Origin of the sequence: Trinickia dinghuensis (genome assembly GCF_003367175.1) — a bacterium.
Taxonomy (GTDB): domain Bacteria; phylum Pseudomonadota; class Gammaproteobacteria; order Burkholderiales; family Burkholderiaceae; genus Trinickia; species Trinickia dinghuensis.
Genome location: NZ_QRGA01000009.1, coordinates 195,455 through 214,260 on the forward strand (window position 1 = coordinate 195,455; position 18,806 = coordinate 214,260).

The 18,806-nt window shown below is 63.7% G+C and carries 11 protein-coding genes; 7 read left to right on the top strand and 4 right to left on the bottom strand.

Annotation, left to right across the window (positions count from 1 at the left end; genetic code table 11):
• Positions 1-36 precede the first annotated feature (36 nt).
• Together pbpC and DWV00_RS17325 are read right to left on the bottom strand one after the other, a co-directional pair.
• Positions 37-2,355, bottom strand: coding sequence for a penicillin-binding protein 1C (pbpC, locus tag DWV00_RS17320; protein WP_115534828.1), 2,319 nt, complete (start codon positions 2,353-2,355; stop codon positions 37-39).
• A gap of 60 nt (positions 2,356-2,415) precedes the next feature.
• On the bottom strand, positions 2,416-8,496 hold the full coding sequence (locus tag DWV00_RS17325; RefSeq protein ID WP_115534829.1) for an alpha-2-macroglobulin family protein: 6,081 nt from the start codon (positions 8,494-8,496) through the stop codon (positions 2,416-2,418).
• A 21-nt stretch (positions 8,497-8,517) separates the two neighbouring features.
• On the opposite strand from DWV00_RS17325, the gene DWV00_RS35090 reads away from it, so the two are divergent.
• Positions 8,518-9,189 (top strand): LysR substrate-binding domain-containing protein, encoded by a 672-nt coding sequence (locus DWV00_RS35090; RefSeq protein WP_115534830.1) that lies wholly within the window; start codon positions 8,518-8,520, stop codon positions 9,187-9,189.
• On the opposite strand, the gene DWV00_RS17335 is transcribed toward DWV00_RS35090, so the two are convergent.
• Together DWV00_RS17335 and DWV00_RS17340 are read right to left on the bottom strand one after the other, a co-directional pair.
• A complete protein-coding gene (locus DWV00_RS17335; protein ID WP_115534831.1) occupies positions 9,084-11,546 on the bottom strand; it encodes a hypothetical protein in 2,463 nt (820 codons plus the stop codon). The genes DWV00_RS35090 and DWV00_RS17335 overlap by 106 nt on opposite strands.
• Positions 11,547-11,635: 89 nt before the next feature.
• Positions 11,636-11,920 carry a hypothetical protein gene (locus DWV00_RS17340; protein WP_115534832.1) on the bottom strand — a complete coding sequence of 95 codons (285 nt, stop codon included), beginning with the start codon at positions 11,918-11,920 and terminating at the stop codon, positions 11,636-11,638.
• 131 nt (positions 11,921-12,051) lie between these two features.
• Between DWV00_RS17340 and DWV00_RS17345 the strand changes: the two genes are divergently transcribed.
• From DWV00_RS17345 to DWV00_RS17370, 6 genes are all read left to right on the top strand, one after another.
• Positions 12,052-13,233, top strand: a complete 1,182-nt coding sequence (locus DWV00_RS17345; RefSeq protein WP_181885499.1) for a cytochrome P450 — start codon at positions 12,052-12,054, stop codon at positions 13,231-13,233.
• 291 nt (positions 13,234-13,524) lie between these two features.
• Positions 13,525-15,264 carry a fumarate reductase/succinate dehydrogenase flavoprotein subunit gene (locus tag DWV00_RS17350; RefSeq protein WP_115534834.1) on the top strand — a complete coding sequence of 580 codons (1,740 nt, stop codon included), beginning with the start codon at positions 13,525-13,527 and terminating at the stop codon, positions 15,262-15,264.
• Between the two features lie 44 nt (positions 15,265-15,308).
• Positions 15,309-15,554, top strand: coding sequence for a 4Fe-4S dicluster domain-containing protein (locus DWV00_RS17355; protein ID WP_115534835.1), 246 nt, complete (start codon positions 15,309-15,311; stop codon positions 15,552-15,554).
• A 108-nt stretch (positions 15,555-15,662) separates the two neighbouring features.
• Positions 15,663-17,090 carry an ABC transporter substrate-binding protein gene (locus tag DWV00_RS17360; RefSeq protein WP_115534836.1) on the top strand — a complete coding sequence of 476 codons (1,428 nt, stop codon included), beginning with the start codon at positions 15,663-15,665 and terminating at the stop codon, positions 17,088-17,090.
• Between the two features lie 54 nt (positions 17,091-17,144).
• Positions 17,145-18,008: an ABC transporter permease gene (locus DWV00_RS17365; RefSeq protein ID WP_115534837.1), complete on the top strand. Its 864-nt coding sequence runs from the start codon at positions 17,145-17,147 to the stop codon at positions 18,006-18,008.
• Positions 18,005-18,805 carry an ABC transporter ATP-binding protein gene (locus DWV00_RS17370; RefSeq protein ID WP_115534838.1) on the top strand — a complete coding sequence of 267 codons (801 nt, stop codon included), beginning with the start codon at positions 18,005-18,007 and terminating at the stop codon, positions 18,803-18,805. Before DWV00_RS17365 ends, DWV00_RS17370 begins: the two co-directional genes overlap by 4 nt.
• The last annotated feature ends 1 nt before the right edge of the window (position 18,806 follow it).

Genomic DNA, 18,806 nt, shown 5'->3' on the forward strand with positions numbered 1-18,806 from the left:
GCTGAGTCATTGACTCGCAACGGGACCGATCCAGCCTTAGCCGGCCGGCGCTTTCGCCGGTTGTGCGCGCGGTGAACGTGCCTGCGCCCGGGTTTCGGGCGCCGCCGCCGTACGCGCGGTCGCGCCGCGCACTTCGAAGTGCACCGCGTCGACGCTCGCGCCTTGCGCATTCACGAGTTCGAGCAGATGACGGCCGGGCCACGGCAGCCAAAGCACGCGCTCGGCATGGCCGAGCGGCTTTCCGTCCAGGCGCCACGTACTGCGCGTCGACGCCCCGCCCGCGCGCTCGAACACGATGCGTTGGCGCTGCGCCGGAATGTCGGGGTCGAGCGCGAACACGGTTCCGTCCGTCGGCGATCCGATGCTGGGCGCGGCGCTGCGCGCATTGCGCGCACTAGGCGGCGCATAGGCCGTCGAACGTTCCGACGCGCCGCTCGCGTCCGCCGCGAGGTGCACCGTCGACATCTCCGTCCCCTTGAGGAACCACTCGTAGCGTGCAGGCTCGACGTCGTGCTCGAACGCGACGCGCGTCCGAACGACACCGGGTGGCGCCACGGGCGGCGTGCTCGGCACGTTCCGATGCAGATACTCGACGACGGCCGCCCAAATCGGCGACGCGCCCGTCACGCCCGATACGTCCCACATCGGATCGCCTTCCGCGTTGCCCACCCAGACGCCCACGGTATAGCGAGACGTGAAGCCGATCGTCCAGTTGTCGCGCATGTCCTTGCTCGTCCCCGTCTTGACCGCCGAGAAAAAGGGCGTCGCCAGCGGATTGTCGAAGCCGAACGTACGCGTTCTGGCATTGTTGTCGGACAGCACGGTCGTGATGATGTATGCGGCGTCGGCACTGAACACGCGGTGCGCCGGGTCCGGCGTTCGATGATTGCGCGCGGCCGGCGAACCAGGCAAATCGTGCGTCGGCGCCACAACGCCGCCGTTGGCCAGCGCGCGATACGCATTTGTCAGCGAAAGCAACGTGATGTCCGGACTGCCGAGCGCGATCGAATAGCCATAGTAGTCGCCGCTTTGGGCCAACGGCAGGCCGAGCGCCGTCAGCGTCTTCGCGAAGCGGTGCGGCGTCACCAAGACGACCGTGCGCACGGCGGGCACGTTCAGCGAGGAGCCCAACGCCGTGCGCACACTGACCCAGCCCTTGAAGTCCTTGTCATAGTTCTGCGGGATGTAGAGCCCGCCGCCGGCTTGCAGGTCCAGCGGCGCGTCGTCGAGCAGCGATGCCGTGGTCAGGCGGCGCTCATCGATCGCCTCGGCGTAGAGGAACGGCTTGAGCGAAGAACCCGGCTGACGCCGCGCCAACACCGCATCGACGTCGCGTGCCCCCGAGAGCCCCCCCGAGGAGCCGACCCAGGCGAGGACGTTCCCGGTCGCGTTGTCGAGCACGACGACCGCGCCGTCGTGCACGTTGCGCGCATGAGCGGGCGCGTTCAACTCGGCCAGCGTGCGCTTGAGCGTATCGGTCGCGAAGCGCTGGAGCTTCGCATCGAGCGTCGTCACGACGCGCTCGCCCGCAACCGGATGAATCTCGTCCGCAATGCGCCGCGCAAAATGCGGCGCGAGCGACTCGGGATCCGGCGATACCGTCAGGATCGCGGGCGCCGGCCGCGCGAAGGCGAGTTCGACGTAACTATCGAGGTTCGCGCAGCGCTCGGGTGCCTTCATGTCGCGCAAAATGTGGCACGCCCGCTCGCTGACCTTCGTGTAAGGCGCATTCGGTGCGCGGATCAATGCCGCGGCGATGGCGGCCTCGCGCTCGTCGAGCCCCGACGGCGCCTTGCCGAACAGCGTCAGCGACAGCGCCGACAGGCCGATCGTCTCGCCGCGAAACGGCACGAGATTCAAATAGGCTTCGAGGATCTGATCCTTGCGCCAGGACCGCTCGAGCCACAGCGCGCTGACCGCCTGGCCCGCCTTCTGCACGATCGAGCGCCGCCCCGAGCGCTCCGGCTCGTCGCTCAGGAGTCCGGTCAATTGCATCGTGACGGTGGAAGCGCCGCGCGTGCGCGTATTCCAGAGATCGGCCCACGCGGCCGCGGCGGCGCCATGCCAATCGACGCCGCTGTGTTCGTAGAAGCGCTTGTCCTCCGACATGACGATCGCTTCCCGCAGCGCGGGCGAAACGTCGGCAAGCGCGACCCAATCGCCGCGGCGCGCCGTTTTGTCGACGCGCGTCCGCTCGAGCGGCACGCCGTCGCGCGACAACAGCAGCCAATCGGAACTGCGCCAGTGCGCCCGGACCTGCTCGAACGAGGGCAGCGCGTGCGCGCACGGTGCCGCCGCAATCAGCAGCGCGCAGAGCACGGCACGTACCGTCGCCGTGCCTCGCTTCGATGGCATCTTCTCTCCTTCCTATGGCTGCTGCTTCTATCGCTATCGCTATTTCTATCGCTGCCGCTACTACTTCGCCGCGGCCGGCGACTGGACGACGACGTTCGCGTTCGGCAGCACGCCGAACGTCGACGGCGCATAGAGCGCCTCGACGCGCGTCGGCGGCACACCGAACGTGCCGACGTTGTTGAGCCGAATCGTATATTCGATCGACAATTTTCCCTTCGGCAGGAAATCGTAGTACGCGCGATATCCGTCGAAGCCGCGCTCGACGAACGCCGGCCATGCGCCGTCCTGCTGCTTCTCGCCCGCGGTCGCCACCTGCGAATCGCGCCCCAGCCCCGAACCGAGAATCGTCGAGCCGGCCGGCACCGGATCGTCGACGACGACCCACGTCATGTCCGATTGCGCGTCGATGTCGAGGTGCACACGCAGGAGGTCGCCGCGCGTGTAGACGCCCTTCACGGCCGGATCGATCGGCGTGACCGTCTTCGTGATCCGGTATCCGGCGGCGAACGGCGTTTTGACGGCGACGGCCGCCAAGCTCTCGATCGTCGCCCAAGGCTTCCCGGTGCCCTGCTGCGTGAGCGTCAACGAAACGGGCCCCGTGCGCGCGTTCGCCGGCCACGGCAGCAGTTCGCCGCGCGCATTCGCGGTCTGCGTGATCGGCGTTGCCGATGCCGCGCTTACAGGAGCACTAGCGGCGGCACTCGCCGCGGCAGCAGCCGCCGGCTGATTCCACGCGATCGTCTTCGACGCCGAACCGAGGTCGAGCTTCGTCTGTCCGGTCACGGGCGTGCTTTCGAACGCGCGAGAGAACGATTCGACGGCGAGCTCTCCCCACAGGTTGGACGTCGTCGTCGACCACGCGCCGCCGTTTTGCAACGCCAGCAGGCCCGCGACGAGACGCGGCATCTCGTCCTTCCAGCCCGGCACGCCCACGAACGTCAGCACCGTGCGCGCTGCATTGGTTTCCGAGTTCGTCATCAGCCACCATAGATCGTCCGTGTCCGCCGTCGAGAACGTCAGGCGCGTGCCCTGATACGTCAAGCGAGCCCGAATGATCTGATCCGCCTGTGCCAGTTTTTCGTCTCGCTGCGGGATGTCCTTCACGCGCGAGAGGATCGCGTAGTAGTCGAGCACGGCGGAGGTCGGCCATTGATCCGGCGCGATCTCGATCGATTCGAGCATGCTCGCGCGGGCCGCGCCGTAACGCGACAGCGCCTCGATCGCGGCAAGCTTACGCAGATCGAGATCCTTGCGCGGCGCCCAGACGTTGCGCGTGATCTTGCCCTCGACGAAATTGACAAGGCCGCCTTCGAGCTTGGCCCGCATGTCGTCGGGCAGCGCGAAGCGCGGATCGAGCTTCGCGGCTTCGTCGGTGACCGACAGCAAATAGGCGCTCAGCGTCGTGCTGCCCGTGTTGCCGCTGTCGTCGCTCGGCGGGAAATAGTTCGCCAGACCGTCACGGTCGAGATACACGGGCATCCGCGCGAGCACCGCCTGCCATTGCGCGGCGTCGGCCATCCCCAACGCACGCGAGGTCAATTGCTCGAGACACCCGTACGGATAGTGCTCGAACCAGCGGCGCACGCCCGGGAGCCCATCGGCGAGCTTCGGCTGCAGCGAAACGGCGATGCCGCCGCGCAACCCGCCGGCTTGCGTGGACGCCGCATCCGGCGGCGCCGCGACGGGCAGCGTGAACGTTCCGTCTACCTGCGTGATTGTCGCTTGCTGCACCGTCACGGGGATCGCGGGCACGACACGCTGCGAGACCTTGAGCGAATCGGCCGCATGCGGGCCGCCTTGCTCGGCCGCACCGACGCTCCAGGTCAGCGCGGCGGGATTCGCTTCGGACAGGCCGTCCGGCGGCGTGACCGTCCACGCGACTTCGCGCGCGGAGTCGGCGGCGACGTCGATCGTTTGCGGCTGCAACGGCACGCCGGGCACGTCGGGCGTCACCACGATCTTCATCGCGCGCGCCGTCGTATTGCGAACCGTGAACTGCGCGCGGAATCGATCGCCTTCGCGCACGAGCGGGGGGAGCCCCGAGATCAGCTGCAAATCCTGCGTGCTGCGGATCGACGCGCTGCCGGTGCCGAACATGGCATCGCCCACAGCCGCGATCGCGACGATGCGGAAGCTCGTCAGCGAATCGTTCAGCGGGACGTCGACCATCGCCTCGCCGTTCGCGTCGAGCGTCACGCCCGGGTTCCACAGCAGCAACGTGTCGAACAACTCGCGCGTCGGGCTATGTCCGCCCCCGCCGCCCGCGGGTACCGCCTTGCGCCCGAAATGCCGGCGCCCCACGATTTCCATTTGCGCCGTCGACGTCTCGATCCCATAGGCGCGCCGCTGCAGCATGGCGCCGAGCAGATCCCAGCTATCGTTCGGCAAGAGTTCGAGCAAGGCTTCGTCGACGGCCGCGACGGCGATCCGCGTGCCGGCCGGCGCCGGCTTGCCGTCCGGCAGCTTCACGCGGATTTTCACATGGGCCTTGCCGCGCACCGTATAGGTCTTCGCATCGGGCACGACCGTCACGCCGAGCGTGTGGCCGCCGTTGCCCACTTTGATCTCGGCCAGGCCGAACCGGTAAGCCGGCTTCGACAGATCGACCAGCGGCGTGGGCGGATCGTAATGACGCCCCTCGTACCAGAATGCGCGCACCCATTCGAGCGGCGCCTTCCATCCCCATGTGAAGAACGAGTACCACGGCACCTCGTGAATCCGGCCGCGCAAGGCCAGCACCGAGACATAGACGTTCGGCCCCCAGCCCGGCTGCACCTTCAACGAAACGGTGGGGTCCTTGCCGTCGAGCTTCACGACGTGGGTTTCGATGATCCCCTCGCGCTCCACGGCCACGAGCGCGGTGGCGAAGCGGAACGGCATGCGCACTTGAAAGCGCGCCGTCTCGCCGGGCTGGTACGCGTTCTTCTCGGGCAGCACGTCGATGCGGTCGGTGTTCTCGCCGCCGAACCACAATTCGTCTTCTTTCGTCACCCAAACGGAAGTCGTCGCCGTCGACGCGTTGCCGTCGCCGTCCTTGGCCGTCACGACCAGGTCGACGTTGCCGGCCTGCTTGAGCTGCGCGTCGCACTGCAGGAGACCATGGTCGTCGCTCTTGCCGCTGCAAAGCGTGCCCAGATCCTTCGTTTCGGTGCGGTTGTCATAGGCATAGAAGCCGCCGACCATACGCTTGCGCGACGACACCGTGATGCGCGCAATCCCGCGCACTTCGAGCGCCACGCCCGCGCGCGGCTTGCCTTGCAAGTCGAGCGCCAGCGCCTGCACGGGCACCGTATTGCCGACCGACACCCATTGCCCCGACTTCACGCCCGCCACGACAGCCGACGGCCACAGCGTGGCATGGCTGCTGATCGTCTGCACTTCGCCGCTCGGATCGGCGAACGTCGCTTCGAGCTGAAGGTTCTTCGGCGCAGCGACGTGCGGCAGATTCTTGAGGATCAACGAGCCCGATCCGTTGCGGTCGAGCGTGATGGGCTCCTTGTCGGCGATGAGCTTGGTCGTATCGTCGTTCGCTTGCTGTTCGGTTTGTTCTTCGTCGTCGGAGGGCGACGACGTCGCGCCGTCATCCGGCTTGACGTAGGGCTCGAAGCTGAAATCAGGATAGGTATCGGCGAACGCGGGAGACGTCGTCGTCATCAACGCGGAGATCTGCACCGGCAAGCCGGACGCCGCGCCACCCGACGTATAGTCGAGCTGCAGCATAAGCGGGGCCTGCTTGGCGGCGACGAGCGGATGCGTCTTCTCGTCGCGCACGCCGATCGTGCCTTTGAAGACGGGCAAGCGAAACGCCTCGACACGGAAGCTGCCCGAATCGTAGCTATTGGCGGGCGAATCGTCGGCGTCCGCACTATTGCCGCCCGAAGCGCCATTGCCCGGCTTGCCGTCGTCGAGCGACACGTCGTACTCGCCGAGCTTGGCCGAGGCCGGAATCGCGAACGTCGAATCCGCGGTGTGATCGGCACCCCACGTCAAAGGGAAATGCCAGGTCTGTCCGCTGCCGAGGTGGCGGATCGTCAAACGCGTCGGATATTTCTTCGGAAACGCGAGGCCATGCATCGTCTCGACGCGGAAGAAATGCTTCATCGAGACGGTCTCGCCGGCCCGCAGCAGCGTCCGGTCGAATACCGTGTGCGCGCGAACCGTTTTGTCGCTGCCCGTGTCGAGGGGCACGTTGAAGCGCCAGGATTCGATGCCGCGATTCCAATCCGAGCGCACGAACGCCATGTCGGGGCCCGTCTTCGGATCGTCGATGCGCGCCGATACGAAGAATCCGTAGAAGCCCGTGTCCTTGCATTCCTTCAGCGCGGTCAAGCGGCCGTCGATCGTCAAAAGCCCGTGCGCGTCGGTCTCGCCGGAGGCGATCTGAGCGCCGTTGCAGTCGCTGACCCGTACATCGGCGTTGGGAACCGGCTCGCCCTTATCGAGCGTCGTGACCCAAACGAGGCTGTTCTCGCGTCCGAGCTTCAGATGGACGCCGAGGTTCGTGACGAGCACCGCGGTGCGCACGTACATCGGCGTCTTCTTGCCGAGCAAGGAGGCGCCGAGCGCGGGCGAGGACAGTTCGATGATGTAGAAGCCGGGCTTCGCGATCGGAACGCCGACGACTTCGAACGGCCGCAGTTTCTTCGGATCGGCTTTCGGCAACGTCAGCGTCTGCACGCCGGGCATCCCCGCGAGCAGCGACAACGAGCGCACGTCGATCGTCGGATTCTTCGCGTCTTTAGCCGCCTCGTCAGCGGTTTCCCCGTCTTGGTGGACGATCACGGGATGCGGATTGTGCGCAAGCAGCTGCGGGATCTCCTTGTCGATCTCGCTGCGCGTCATGCCATACGCGTCGAACTGATCGATATGGTGCATCCAGCGCAGGATGTTCGCGTCCGAATCGATGCGCAGTTCCGCGAATCGCGACGTGCCGGCGTTGAGCCCTTGGATATGCAGGTCGGCTTCGACGTTGCGCAGCGTCACGGGCACGAGCGCCGGCATGCCCGGCTCGGCAAAGCGCTCGATAATGCCGAACGTACCCGACGAAAACTTCGCCAGCGGAGGCAGCGGCGCTGTCGCGACCTTCAAGGGGAACAAGTCGGCGTTCGTGAGCGCTCGTCCGGCGACGTCCTTCAGATTGGGCGGCAACACGATCGTGAATTCGGAACGCTCGGGAAACGGCGCGGCAAATACGACATTGTCCAATTCCGGGCCGGTGTTGTTGTCGTCGTCGGAGAAGGTCGGCTTGATATCGCCGTCCGGGCCTTTGAGTCGAATCTTCTCGGCATCGGCGCGCGAAATGAGCGCATTGAACCGAAGGGTGAGCGCAAGCAGCGCCGAGCACGGCGCCTTGGCGTGCTCGCGTGTGCACGAGAAATCGACCGAGAACGGATCGCGCACGGAATAATCGAAACGGCGTTCGACGTCGTTCGCGATCCCGCTCGGGCTCGCGACGCCTTTGCCGTAAACGAGCTGCGCTTTCGTTCCCGATGGCAACGCCTGTTGGCATTGCAGCGTCAACACGTTCGACGCTTCCTTTTGCAGATCGAAGTGCTTGAGCAAAGCCTTGCGCGTGGCGGCGTCGACGTCCTTCACGGGAATGCGGTTGCCGAGCGCGCTCGATTCGCACCAGACGTTGGCGAGCACCGAGGCATCGGTGGCCGGACCGTTCAACTGCAAGACGAACGCCTGATGTTCGTCGATCTTGTCGCCGTCCGGCTCGATGTTTTTGACGAACGGGCCGCCCGTTTGGAAGGCATAGTGCGTCGGCCCGCTCAGCGCGGCGCCCTTGGCGGATTTCAAACCGTCTTTCAAATCGACCGAGCAGGCCATTCCCGGCGGAAGGTCGGACTTGAAATCCCAGGCCCAGGTTTTATCGTCGATCCAACGCGCTTGCCCCGTGCTCGCCGATGGATCGCTGCATTTGACCGTCGCCGGTGCCGGCAGGTTGGGGGTACCGAATGCCACCATCGGCTCGTCGAACTTCACGACGACTTGCCGAACCTGCTTGACCGTGCCTTGCGGCGAGACTTGCGTGATGCGCGCCGCTTCGGCGCGCCACGTGGTTGCGGCCAGAAGGCTCAATACCGCGACCGCTGCGGCCACCCATTTGCTTGTTCTTTCGATCGTGCCGCGTTGCATGACGCGCGCTCCCGGAATTAATTGTTTTTTGCAATTCGGGGCGATTTTAACCGAGATGCGGCACATACCTGCCGGGCATTCGCTTCATCCCCCCGCCGGGGCACTGCGTGGGCCACATGTCGATCGAGATCACGTCGAACGGAGAGCGAGCATTGTTCTGGGGCGACGTCGTTCATCATCCAATACAAGTACTCCAGCCCGATTGGAATTCGTCGTTCTGCGCCGACCGCACGCAAGCTTCGGAATCGCGCCGCCGGATATTCGAATCTGGCCATTCAAGTGTCGTCGCAGAACACGCCGCAGCAATACGAAGCGCTGCGGGAAGGTTCGCTCGACGGCGGCATCGTCTATGCGTTCGGAGACACGCCGCCCGGCATCCGCACGATCGTGCTCGCCAAGCACGAAGTCGTGCTAGCGGTACCCAACGATTGGGCGTTGGCGAGGCGAAGCTCCGTCTCGCTCGATGAGCTTCGCGAAATACCGATCGTGTTGTTTCCTCGACATGTTTATCCCGCGTACTACGACACGCTGCGCGCCCCAAGCAGCCCGCCAGCGGATGCCTATCGAGCAGCACAAGGTAGACCCGTTCATTCGTCATGCGCCATCGCCGCTCTACTACGGGCCAATTCGAGTGCGGCACGCCACAGGTCGACGCCTTGCTTTCCTAGTGCGCGGCGTAGTGCGGACTTATAGAGACCGGCATGGTTCGACGGTTTCGCGTTGTTTCTTCTCGCTTGCCATGCCCGACGCATCAGGTCGCCGCGCGTCTTCTCATAGAACGAAGCGGGGTAAAGCGTTTCGAACATCGAGTGATAACGGCTCTTGACCATGAAGGAGGCATTGAGCAGTTGAAAACGCCAGAACGCATCCGCGTTCAAATTGCCGAACACGGCCGTCATCATCTGGCTGATGTCCCGAGTAGTACCCGATACGCCGCCGATAAACGGGGCATCCAGTTCCCGCATCAGCTCCGTCTCGCGCTTGTCTAGGTCGGGCTTGAAACGCTTGGTACTTTCCATTCGGTCCCCCGGCCACCCGTACGGCCCCTCGAGCGGGTTCATCACTTCGAACGCGTCCGTCGCTTCTACGCGGTTGTTGACCGCAAACGGTGCCCCTCCCAGCTTGGTGAGCTGCTTAGCGGGCACGAACGGATAGAGCGCGCGCAACAAGTGAAAGAACAGCGCGATCTGCCGCTCCGGTATCGCTGAGCCGCCGTGCGACCGTTTCTTGCGCAAAAGCTCGGACCAGGCATCCAATGCCTCGTCGGCACTCCTCTCCTGCCCTTTGGGTTGCCCCGCGTTCAACGCTTGCATATCGCGCTCGACATAGGGGTTTCCGTATAACTTATTGCGTTGCTCCTTGTTGAGCCCGTTTCTAATGTAGTTTGCGAGCGAACCACTCCAGTTCGTCATCTCGCGGCGCCAAATGTCGGACCTCAGGTATCGATCGGCAAGCGCGTCCTCGAAAGCCGCCTTCACGGCCGCATTGCCGTACCTGTCGCGCAGCCGGCTATGTAATCCCTCTCGTGACGACAACAGCCCGCCAGGGGTCAGCCGGTTGGCATCGAGCAAATTTCCCAGCCCTCTCCGCAAATCGTCGTAGCCGACCTGCTCTTCGAAATCATCTCCGCTGGACAGTCGGTCGAGCGCGTCGAACAGGCGGTTCGCATCATCGACGATTTGTCCCAATTCGTCGTTGGAAGGCGATTTCCAATCGTCGCCCTTTTTCATTGAAAACACCGTTGCCGCGTTGTCGCCGCCACGCAGCAGATTCACGGCGAAGCGTTCGCCCGGGAACGCCAACCCGATGCTCGACGCCAAGTCGTGCATGCTCCCCCTGCTTCCGTCCACAGTTTGATCGTGACGACCGACGTACTCGGCGGGATCGGAATACGTCGTGAAGGAGTCATGATCGACGGCGTCGAAGAGCGCCTGGTACACAGGATTGAGGGCTGGTTCGGTAGCCCGGAAGTCCTGCGTATCGCCCCTGCTGGGTACGGATTCGTTCTTTAACCAGTGTGGAAGCGCGGCCAAGTGTCCGAGGTGGGGGTGCCGTTTGGCATCGACCGAAATAACTTGTTTCCGAGTGAATTTCTTCAAGCCGAACTGATTGGGATACTTTACATCCACGTTCAAGAGCGGCTCGTCTTGTAACCTTGTTTCCTTCAACTGGCGGCGATTGAATTGCCTGGCGACGGTACTTCGCGCGCCGTTTTCTATGGCGCGCCTCTCCTTCGCTTCCTCGGTAACAGCATTTGGAAAATGCTCTCGCAGAAAACCGACGGGTATCAGTGCGGAGCGGATAAGCGGCAACGGGCCAGACTCACCCCTGTTAGGCTTCTGAAGCCGATAGTTGAAAGCATATGAAAGCGCCCGCGCCGGGCTACCGAAGTTCAGCCACGAACTGTCGGATACCCCAATGATTCGGCCAGTCGCGCCCCGGCGCAGATCTTTGTATTTTTCGCTCGAGGATGGTGCGTACACCGTCATATAGACTCGCGCGCTTCCCGGTTTCTCGCCGTTCGCTAGGAGCAAGGTTCCGACGTTCGAACGGCTCACCTCTCGTTCGTTTCCCAAGAGGCCGGCGCGGCTCTCAAATGCTTGCCGGGCCATCGCAATTTCGCGCTCGAGTTCTTCCTGGTAGACGCCATTGCTAGCCTTGGCATCGCCTTGCAGCATGTTGCCTCGTTTGCGTGCGGTTTTCAGGGCATTTTGCAGGGCATCGATCCGTTCTTGCGGCCGCATCTGCGCCTCCTTCCCCTCCAAATATATCGCCTGCGCTACCGATAGATCTCGCTCCTGGAGCTTGCGAAGACGGTCGATTACCCGATCCGTGTATTCGCCGATGTTCTCGTCGGATAGGCCCGCCCATGGGTTGCGGTAATGGCCGCTCTTCTCACGCTCGCTTGCGATCGTCTTCAACACCTTTCGCATCGCGTGTTTGTTGACGGCAAAGCTCCGAAAACTTCGCAAATCCTGCTCGGCCTCACCCGTGCCCGAGCGGACCGGTGCAAGCTGTCGGCTCCGTGGCGTCTGTTCGAAATCGTTCACACGACATTCCTTTCGGGAGCTGCGGTTCCCTCGCAAAAATACAAGTGTGCATGCGCGCAAGAAATTGCCAATCGAGCGCGAGGCACAAACTACCTTAGCTCAAGCTTGAATGCGCTATTGCCGTCGTGCGCCACATAGTGGGTATCGCCAAGCGAGCATGCTGACACGGCGTAGGCGACGCACTGCCGCGCCAGGATTTCGGTCGGATCGACGAGCAGTTGAATGTGATCCTGAGCGCGGCTCACGCGCGCTCGCACATCGCCGAAATGGGCGGTCAGCGTCTTGAGCCATGCCGGCAGGAAAAATTCCGCGGCACGCGAGAAGCTTTGGTACTGCGCAAGCGCGATGAAATCCTCGATCCACTTGATTTCCATGAGTGACGGGCTCGTACGGGAGAGTCTCGGATCGCGGCATTTTTGCATGTTTCAGTTCGCGCTGAAACATGGACGGAGAGGGGTGCCCTACACTGCTTTCATCCCTTCACATCTTCATTGCCGAGACACCCATGACGCAGACGTACCCAATGGATCCGCTGCAGGCCGTCACGCACCCGAACCCTTACCCTTACTATGCCGAGCTTCGCCGAAACGCACCGCTTTCGCGCAACGACACGTTGAACCTGTGGGTCGCGGCGCGGGCCGAGACGGTGCGCACCGTCCTCGGCGATGAACGGCTGACCGTACGGCCCGCGAATGAGCCCGTACCAAGGACGATCGCCGGGCAGCCGGCAGGTGAAGTGTTCTCGCGGCTTGCCCGCATGAACGAAGGCAACGATCACCGGGCCGCGCGGCAAGCGCTGATCAAAGGATTGAGCGTGGTCGATACCGAGTCGGTTTTTCGATCGGCTCGCGCTCACGCCGCCACGCTCATCGGGCATTCCGGGGCGATGAACGATGAAGTGCTCGCCGCGCTGGCCTTTGCGCTGCCCGTGCGTATCGTCGCGGAATTGATCGGCCTGCCGGCGGACGACAGCCTGGAAGCGACCGTCCGCCGGTTCATAGCCTGCCTGTCGCCGGCATCGAGCATCGAGGCCCTGCGCGACGCGCATGAGGCGGCATTGCAATTGCAGGCCGGGCTGCATGCGCTGACACAAGATCGGTCGCGCATGCCGGCGTTGATCGATCGCATGGTTTCCGGTGGGCTCGACGCAAGCGCGGCTGTCCCGAACGTGCTGGTATCGAACCTCCTCGGGATGTTTTCGCAAACGTTCGATGCGACGGCCGGCCTCATCGGCAACAGCATCGTGACCCTGGCACGGCATGCCGATGTCACCGAGCGGCTGCTTGATGCGCCTTCCGACATCCATGCATTCGTGCATGAACTCGCCCGCTTCGACCCAGCTGTCCACAACACGCGCCGCTTCGTGCGCGAGATGGTTTGCATCGAGGGCGTCGCCTTGCAGCCCGGCGATGCGGTGCTGGTCGTCCTAGCCGCGGCAAGCCGCGACGAATCCGTATCCGCGAGCGCGGACCATTTCTCGCCGGATCGCGAGCAGGTACAGCTATTGACCTTCGGCTCCGGACGTCACGCTTGCCCTGGAGAAACGATAGCGCGGGCAATCACGGCCGGTGTCGTCGCCGGACTCGTCGCGAGCGGGTTCGATTTCGCCGACCCGGCTCTTCATTGGACCTACCGGCCCTCGGCGAACGTCCGAATCCCGGCTTTCACGTTCATGGATGCAGCCTGAATGCACCGTAGCAAGCGCACGGCCGCTAAGCCCACGTGAAGTGCCGAACAGCGGGTGGCAATCGCCGGCCGCTCGCTTCTCTATCCTTTTCCGCGGGAATCGATAGCAAAAATCCTTCGTTCGCCGCAACCGTACCGCTGACTACACTGGGGCTCGTTTTATACGACAGGCCCAGCATGTCCGACCGCACACCCATCTCCCAAAGCTTTCCGAAGCCGCACCCTCTTCCTAGCGTTGCCGCTCCCAAGCGACCGCAACGGACCGCTACTGCTTAGCCGGGAGGAAGCTGCCATGAACACCGAAGTACTCGAATACGACATCGTCGTAGTGGGCGGCGGCACGGCCGGCCCGATGGCCGCCATCAAGGCGAAGGAACGGAATCCGGCGCTGCGAGTCCTGTTGCTCGAAAAGGCCAACGTCAAGCGCAGCGGCGCGATTTCGATGGGCATGGACGGGCTCAACAACGCCATCATCCCCGGCCACGCCACACCCGAGCAATACACGCGCGAAATCACGATCGCCAACGACGGCATCGTCGATCAGCGCGCGGTCCACGCTTATGCAACGCACAGCTTCAAGACGATCGAGCAGCTCGATCGCTGGGGCGTCAAGTTCGAAAAAGACGGCAACGGCGATTTCGCGGTCAAGAAAGTCCATCACATGGGCTCGTACGTCTTGCCGATGCCCGAGGGCCACGACATCAAGAAGATCTTGTACCGGCAATTGAAGCGAGCCCGCATCGAGATCACGAACCGCATCGTCGTCACGCGCGTGCTGACCGATGCGCAGGGCCGCGCCGCCGGCGTGCTCGGCTTCGATTGCCGGACGGCCCAGTTTTCCGTCATCCGAGCCAAGGCCGTCATCCTATGCTGCGGCGCCGCCGGCCGGCTCGGCTTGCCCGCCTCCGGCTATTTGATGGGCACGTACGAGAATCCGACCAACGCGGGCGACGGCTATGCCATGGCCTACCACGCCGGCGCGGCCCTGGCCAATCTCGAGTGCTTTCAGATCAACCCGCTGATCAAGGACTACAACGGCCCCGCCTGCGCCTACGTGACGGGCCCGCTCGGCGGGTTCACGGCAAACGGCAAAGGCGAGCGCTTCATCGAATGCGATTACTGGAGCGGCCAGATGATGTGGGAGTTCTATCAGGAACTCGAGAGCGGCAACGGCCCCGTCTTCCTGAAGCTCGACCATCTCGCCGAGGAAACGATCCAGACGATCGAGCAGATCTTGCATACGAACGAGCGGCCGAGCCGCGGCCGCTTCCATGAGGGACGCGGTACCGATTATCGGCAACACATGGTCGAAATGCACATCTCCGAAATCGGCTTTTGCAGCGGCCACAGCGCGTCGGGCGTGTACATCGATGAAAACGCGGCGACGTCGGTGCCCGGACTCTATGCCGCCGGCGACATGGCCGCCGTCCCGCACAACTACATGCTGGGCGCGTTCACGTACGGATGGTTCGCCGGCGAACATGCGGCGCAATACATCGAGGGCCGCCAGCACGCGCCGATCGATCCGGGACAAGTTGAAGCCGAACGCGCGCGCGTGCTCGCACCACTCACGCGAGAGAACGGGCTCGCGCCGGCTCAGGTCGAGTACAAGCTCCGACGCTTCGTCAACGACTACCTGCAGCCGCCGAAGGTCACGCGCAAGATGACGATCGGGCTGCAACGTTTCGAGGAGATCGCGGAGGACATCGAATCGATCAAGGCGAACGATGCGCATGAACTCATGCGCGCCGCGGAAGTGAGCGTGATTCGCGACTGCGCCGAGATGGCCGCACGTGCTTCGCTGTATCGCACGGAAAGCCGCTGGGGCCTCTATCACTATCGAGTGGATCACCCCCAGCGCAACGACGCCGAATGGTTCTGTCATACGCATCTTTATAAAGACGGCAACGGCAGCATGGCGCACGCGAAACGCGCCGTCGAGCCATACATCATCGCGCTCGAGAACGAGGAACGCAGCGCCTACGACACGCTGCGCATTGGGCAGCGAGAACCCGCGCCGGCCGAGCATTGAGCGACGGACATAGAACGAAAGAGAGCGAATCAAGGAGCACTTCCATGTCTCACACGCCGCACGACATCTTCCAACGCAGCAGCGCGCCCGTGACCGTCGACGAATCGCGCTGCATCGCCGATAAGGGCTGCACTGTCTGCATCGATGCCTGCCCGCTCGATCTGCTTGCCATCGACTATTCGAAAGGCAAGGCGTACATGAAATACGACGAGTGCTGGTACTGCATGCCTTGCGAGCGCGATTGCCCCACCGGCGCCATCAAGGTCGCCATTCCGTATCTGCTGCGATGAATGCGATCGATGCGCCGACCGTGACAAACACGACAAACACGACAAACATGAAAAACATGAAAAACGTGCAAAACCCGCCTCTGCAGCCACTCATTGCCGTCGACGATCATGAATAACCGACACACACTCTTGCGATGGCTCGTCGCCGCCTTGATCGGCACGTCCGCGGCGCTATCGCACGCCGAAACGATCCGCGTCGCCATCGGCACGCAAGACACGACGATCAACTGCGCGACCGGCGGCTTGATGATCCGCGAGCTGCACCTCCTCGACAAGTACCTGCCGCATACGGGCAGATACAAAGACGTTCACTACGACGTGCAATGGAAAGACTTCACCTCCGGCGCACCGCTGACGAACGAGATGGTCGCGGGCAAGCTCGACTTCGGCGCGATGGCCGATTTCCCCGGTTCGCTGAACGGTGCCGCATTCCAAAAAGCCGGTAAGCGAAGCATCTTCATTTCCGTGCTCTCCGGCAGTATCGACGGTAGCGGCAACGGCATCGTCGTGCCGTTGAATTCGCCCATCCGGTCGATTGCCGACCTGAAGGGAAAAACCATCTCCGTTCCGTTCGCGTCGACGTCGCACGGCATGCTGCTGCGTGCGATCAAAGCGCAGGGCTGGGATCCCGATACCGACGTCAACATCGTTACGCAAGCCCCCGAGGTGGCCGGCAGCGCATTGCGGGCGAATAAGATCGATGCGCATGCGGACTTCGTCCCGTTCGCCGATCTGTTTCCGTATCGCGGCTTTGCACGCAAGATCTACGACGGCTCGCAAAGCCACGCGCCGACGTTTCATGGGGCGCTCGTCGATGCCGCGTATGCCGAGAAGTATCCGGAAATCGTCGTCGCCTATCTGCGCGCGACGATCGAGGCCAACCGCCTGATGACCGAGGATCCCGAGAAGTACAGCCTGCTGATTCAAAAAGTAGCGGGCATCGAAGCGCCGGTGGACTATCTCTATCACGGGCCGCTCGGCATTCAAACGCGCGACCTGACCTGGAAACCCGAGTATCGCCAAGCGCTCGCCACGGCCATCGACACGCTCAAGCTGCTCAAGAAAACCGACGTCAAACTCGACGCCAATACGTTCATCGACGATCGCTATATCCGCGAAGCCTTCAAGGAGTCGGGGCTCGATTACGACGCGGCGCTCAAGAACTACGCGAAGTCGCCGTTGATCGCGAACGATGCGGTCACGGGCAAGCCGATTCGCGATTTCAACGACGTGGCACAGGTGTGGCTCGCGAATGAAGCGCAGGTGCGCAACTACGCGAACCCGGCGGAAGCATTCGCGGCGCTCGATAAACTGGAGCAAGGCGGCACGAAGGCACGCGCCGTCTTCGTGCACGACCACGGCAGCGGCTTGAAGCTGTTCGCGAATCAAGCGTGGTACGTGAAGGACGCGCACGGTACGGTCGTTGCCTTCCTGTTGCGGTCCGGTGCCGATACCTACGCGCGGCATGTCTCGGGCAAGGTTCTCGACTACGCGGTGGTCTCCGGCGCGTCGGCCGAGGCCATCGCCGCGCGCTGAACCGCCGCGCCGCCGATCGCTCAATTCGACATTCAATCGGGAGTGCCAATCAAGATGGCCGCAACCTTCGACCTCGCCGAACCGCGTGCGAGCGACGCGCCCAAGCGCGCCGCGGTGACCCGTGGCCGCACCGCCTCCGCTGCGATCCGGCGCCGCCTGCTACAGATCGCATCGATCGCCGTTTGCATCGGCGCATGGCAGCTTGCCGTGCACACGCGACTATCGCTGGGCATCGTCACGTTCGCGAACGTGCCCGCGCCCGCCGACGTCATGCAGGCGTTCTGGGCGCAACTGCATTCGCCCAAGCTGCCGAGGCACCTCGCGGCAAGCATTTTCCGCGTGTTGAGCGGCTTTAGCGCCGCTGCCGTGGTCGGCGTCGTGCTCGGCCTCGCGATCGGCCGCCATCGTCTGCTCGAGGACACGATCCTGCCGCCGCTCGAAGCCTTGCGGCCGATCCCCGCCGTCGCCTGGATTCCGATCGCGATCCTCATGTTTCCGTCTTCCGAGTTGAGCATGGTGTTCATTACGTTCGTCGGCGCCTTGTTTCCGATTCTGCTCAATACGGTGCACGGCGCCGAGGCCGTCGATCCGCGCCTCGTCGCCGCGGCACGAGGCCTCGGCACGGGGCCGCTCGCGCTCTATACGGAAGTCGTCGTTCCCGCCGCCGCGCCCGCGATATTCACCGGGCTGTCGATCGGCATGGGCACGGCCTGGTTCTGCCTCATCACGGCTGAGATGATCGCCGGCCAGTACGGCATCGGCTATTTCACTTGGGAGTCCTACACGTTGCAGAACTATGCCGACATCGTCGTCGGCATGGCGCTGATCGGCGTGCTCGGCATGGGCAGCAGCCTGCTCGTCAAACGGATCGGGCTCGCATTGACGCCTTGGTATCGGCTGAACGGAGGAAAGCGATGAGCACCACACCGACACTCGAATCGGCCGCTGCGCCGCGCCTCGGGCGCGTCGGCTTGCGCGGGCTGAGCGTCGACGTCGGCCCGCCCCACGCACGCGTCGCCGCTTTCGACGGCCTGGACCTCGACGTCGGCGCGGGCCAGTTCGTCTGCGTGCTCGGCCCCTCCGGGTGCGGCAAGTCGACGTTGCTCGCTGCCATCGCGGGGCACCTCGCCGCATCGCACGGCCAGGTTCAAGTGGACGGCGTGCCCGTCGATCGGCCGCATCCCGAGCGCGGTCTCGTTTTCCAACAGCACACGCTGTTTCCATGGAAGCGCGTCGTCGACAACGTCGCATTCGGGCTCAAGGTGCAAGGCATCGGTGCCACCGCGCGCCGTCGAGAGGCACGCGAGCTGCTCGAACTCGTCGGGCTCGCCGGGTACGAATCGCACTACCCCGCACAATTGTCGGGCGGGATGCAGCAGCGCGTCGAGATCGCGCGCGTCCTCATCAATCGGCCCCGCGTGCTGCTGATGGACGAGCCGTTCGCCGCGCTCGACGCGCAGACGCGCAAGAAGATGCAGACGCTGCTACTCGATGTCTGGTCGAAGATACGCACGACTGTGATCTTCGTGACGCACGACATCGAGGAAGCGCTCTTTCTAGGCGAGCGCATCGTCATGCTGTCGCGCCAACCGGCGCGCATCGTGGCGGACATCGACGTTCCGTTCAAGCGCCCTCGCACCGACGAAGGCACGCTCGCCCCGGCCTTCCTCGATCTAAAACGGCGCTGCCTCGCGCTGCTGCGCGACGCGGCGTGAC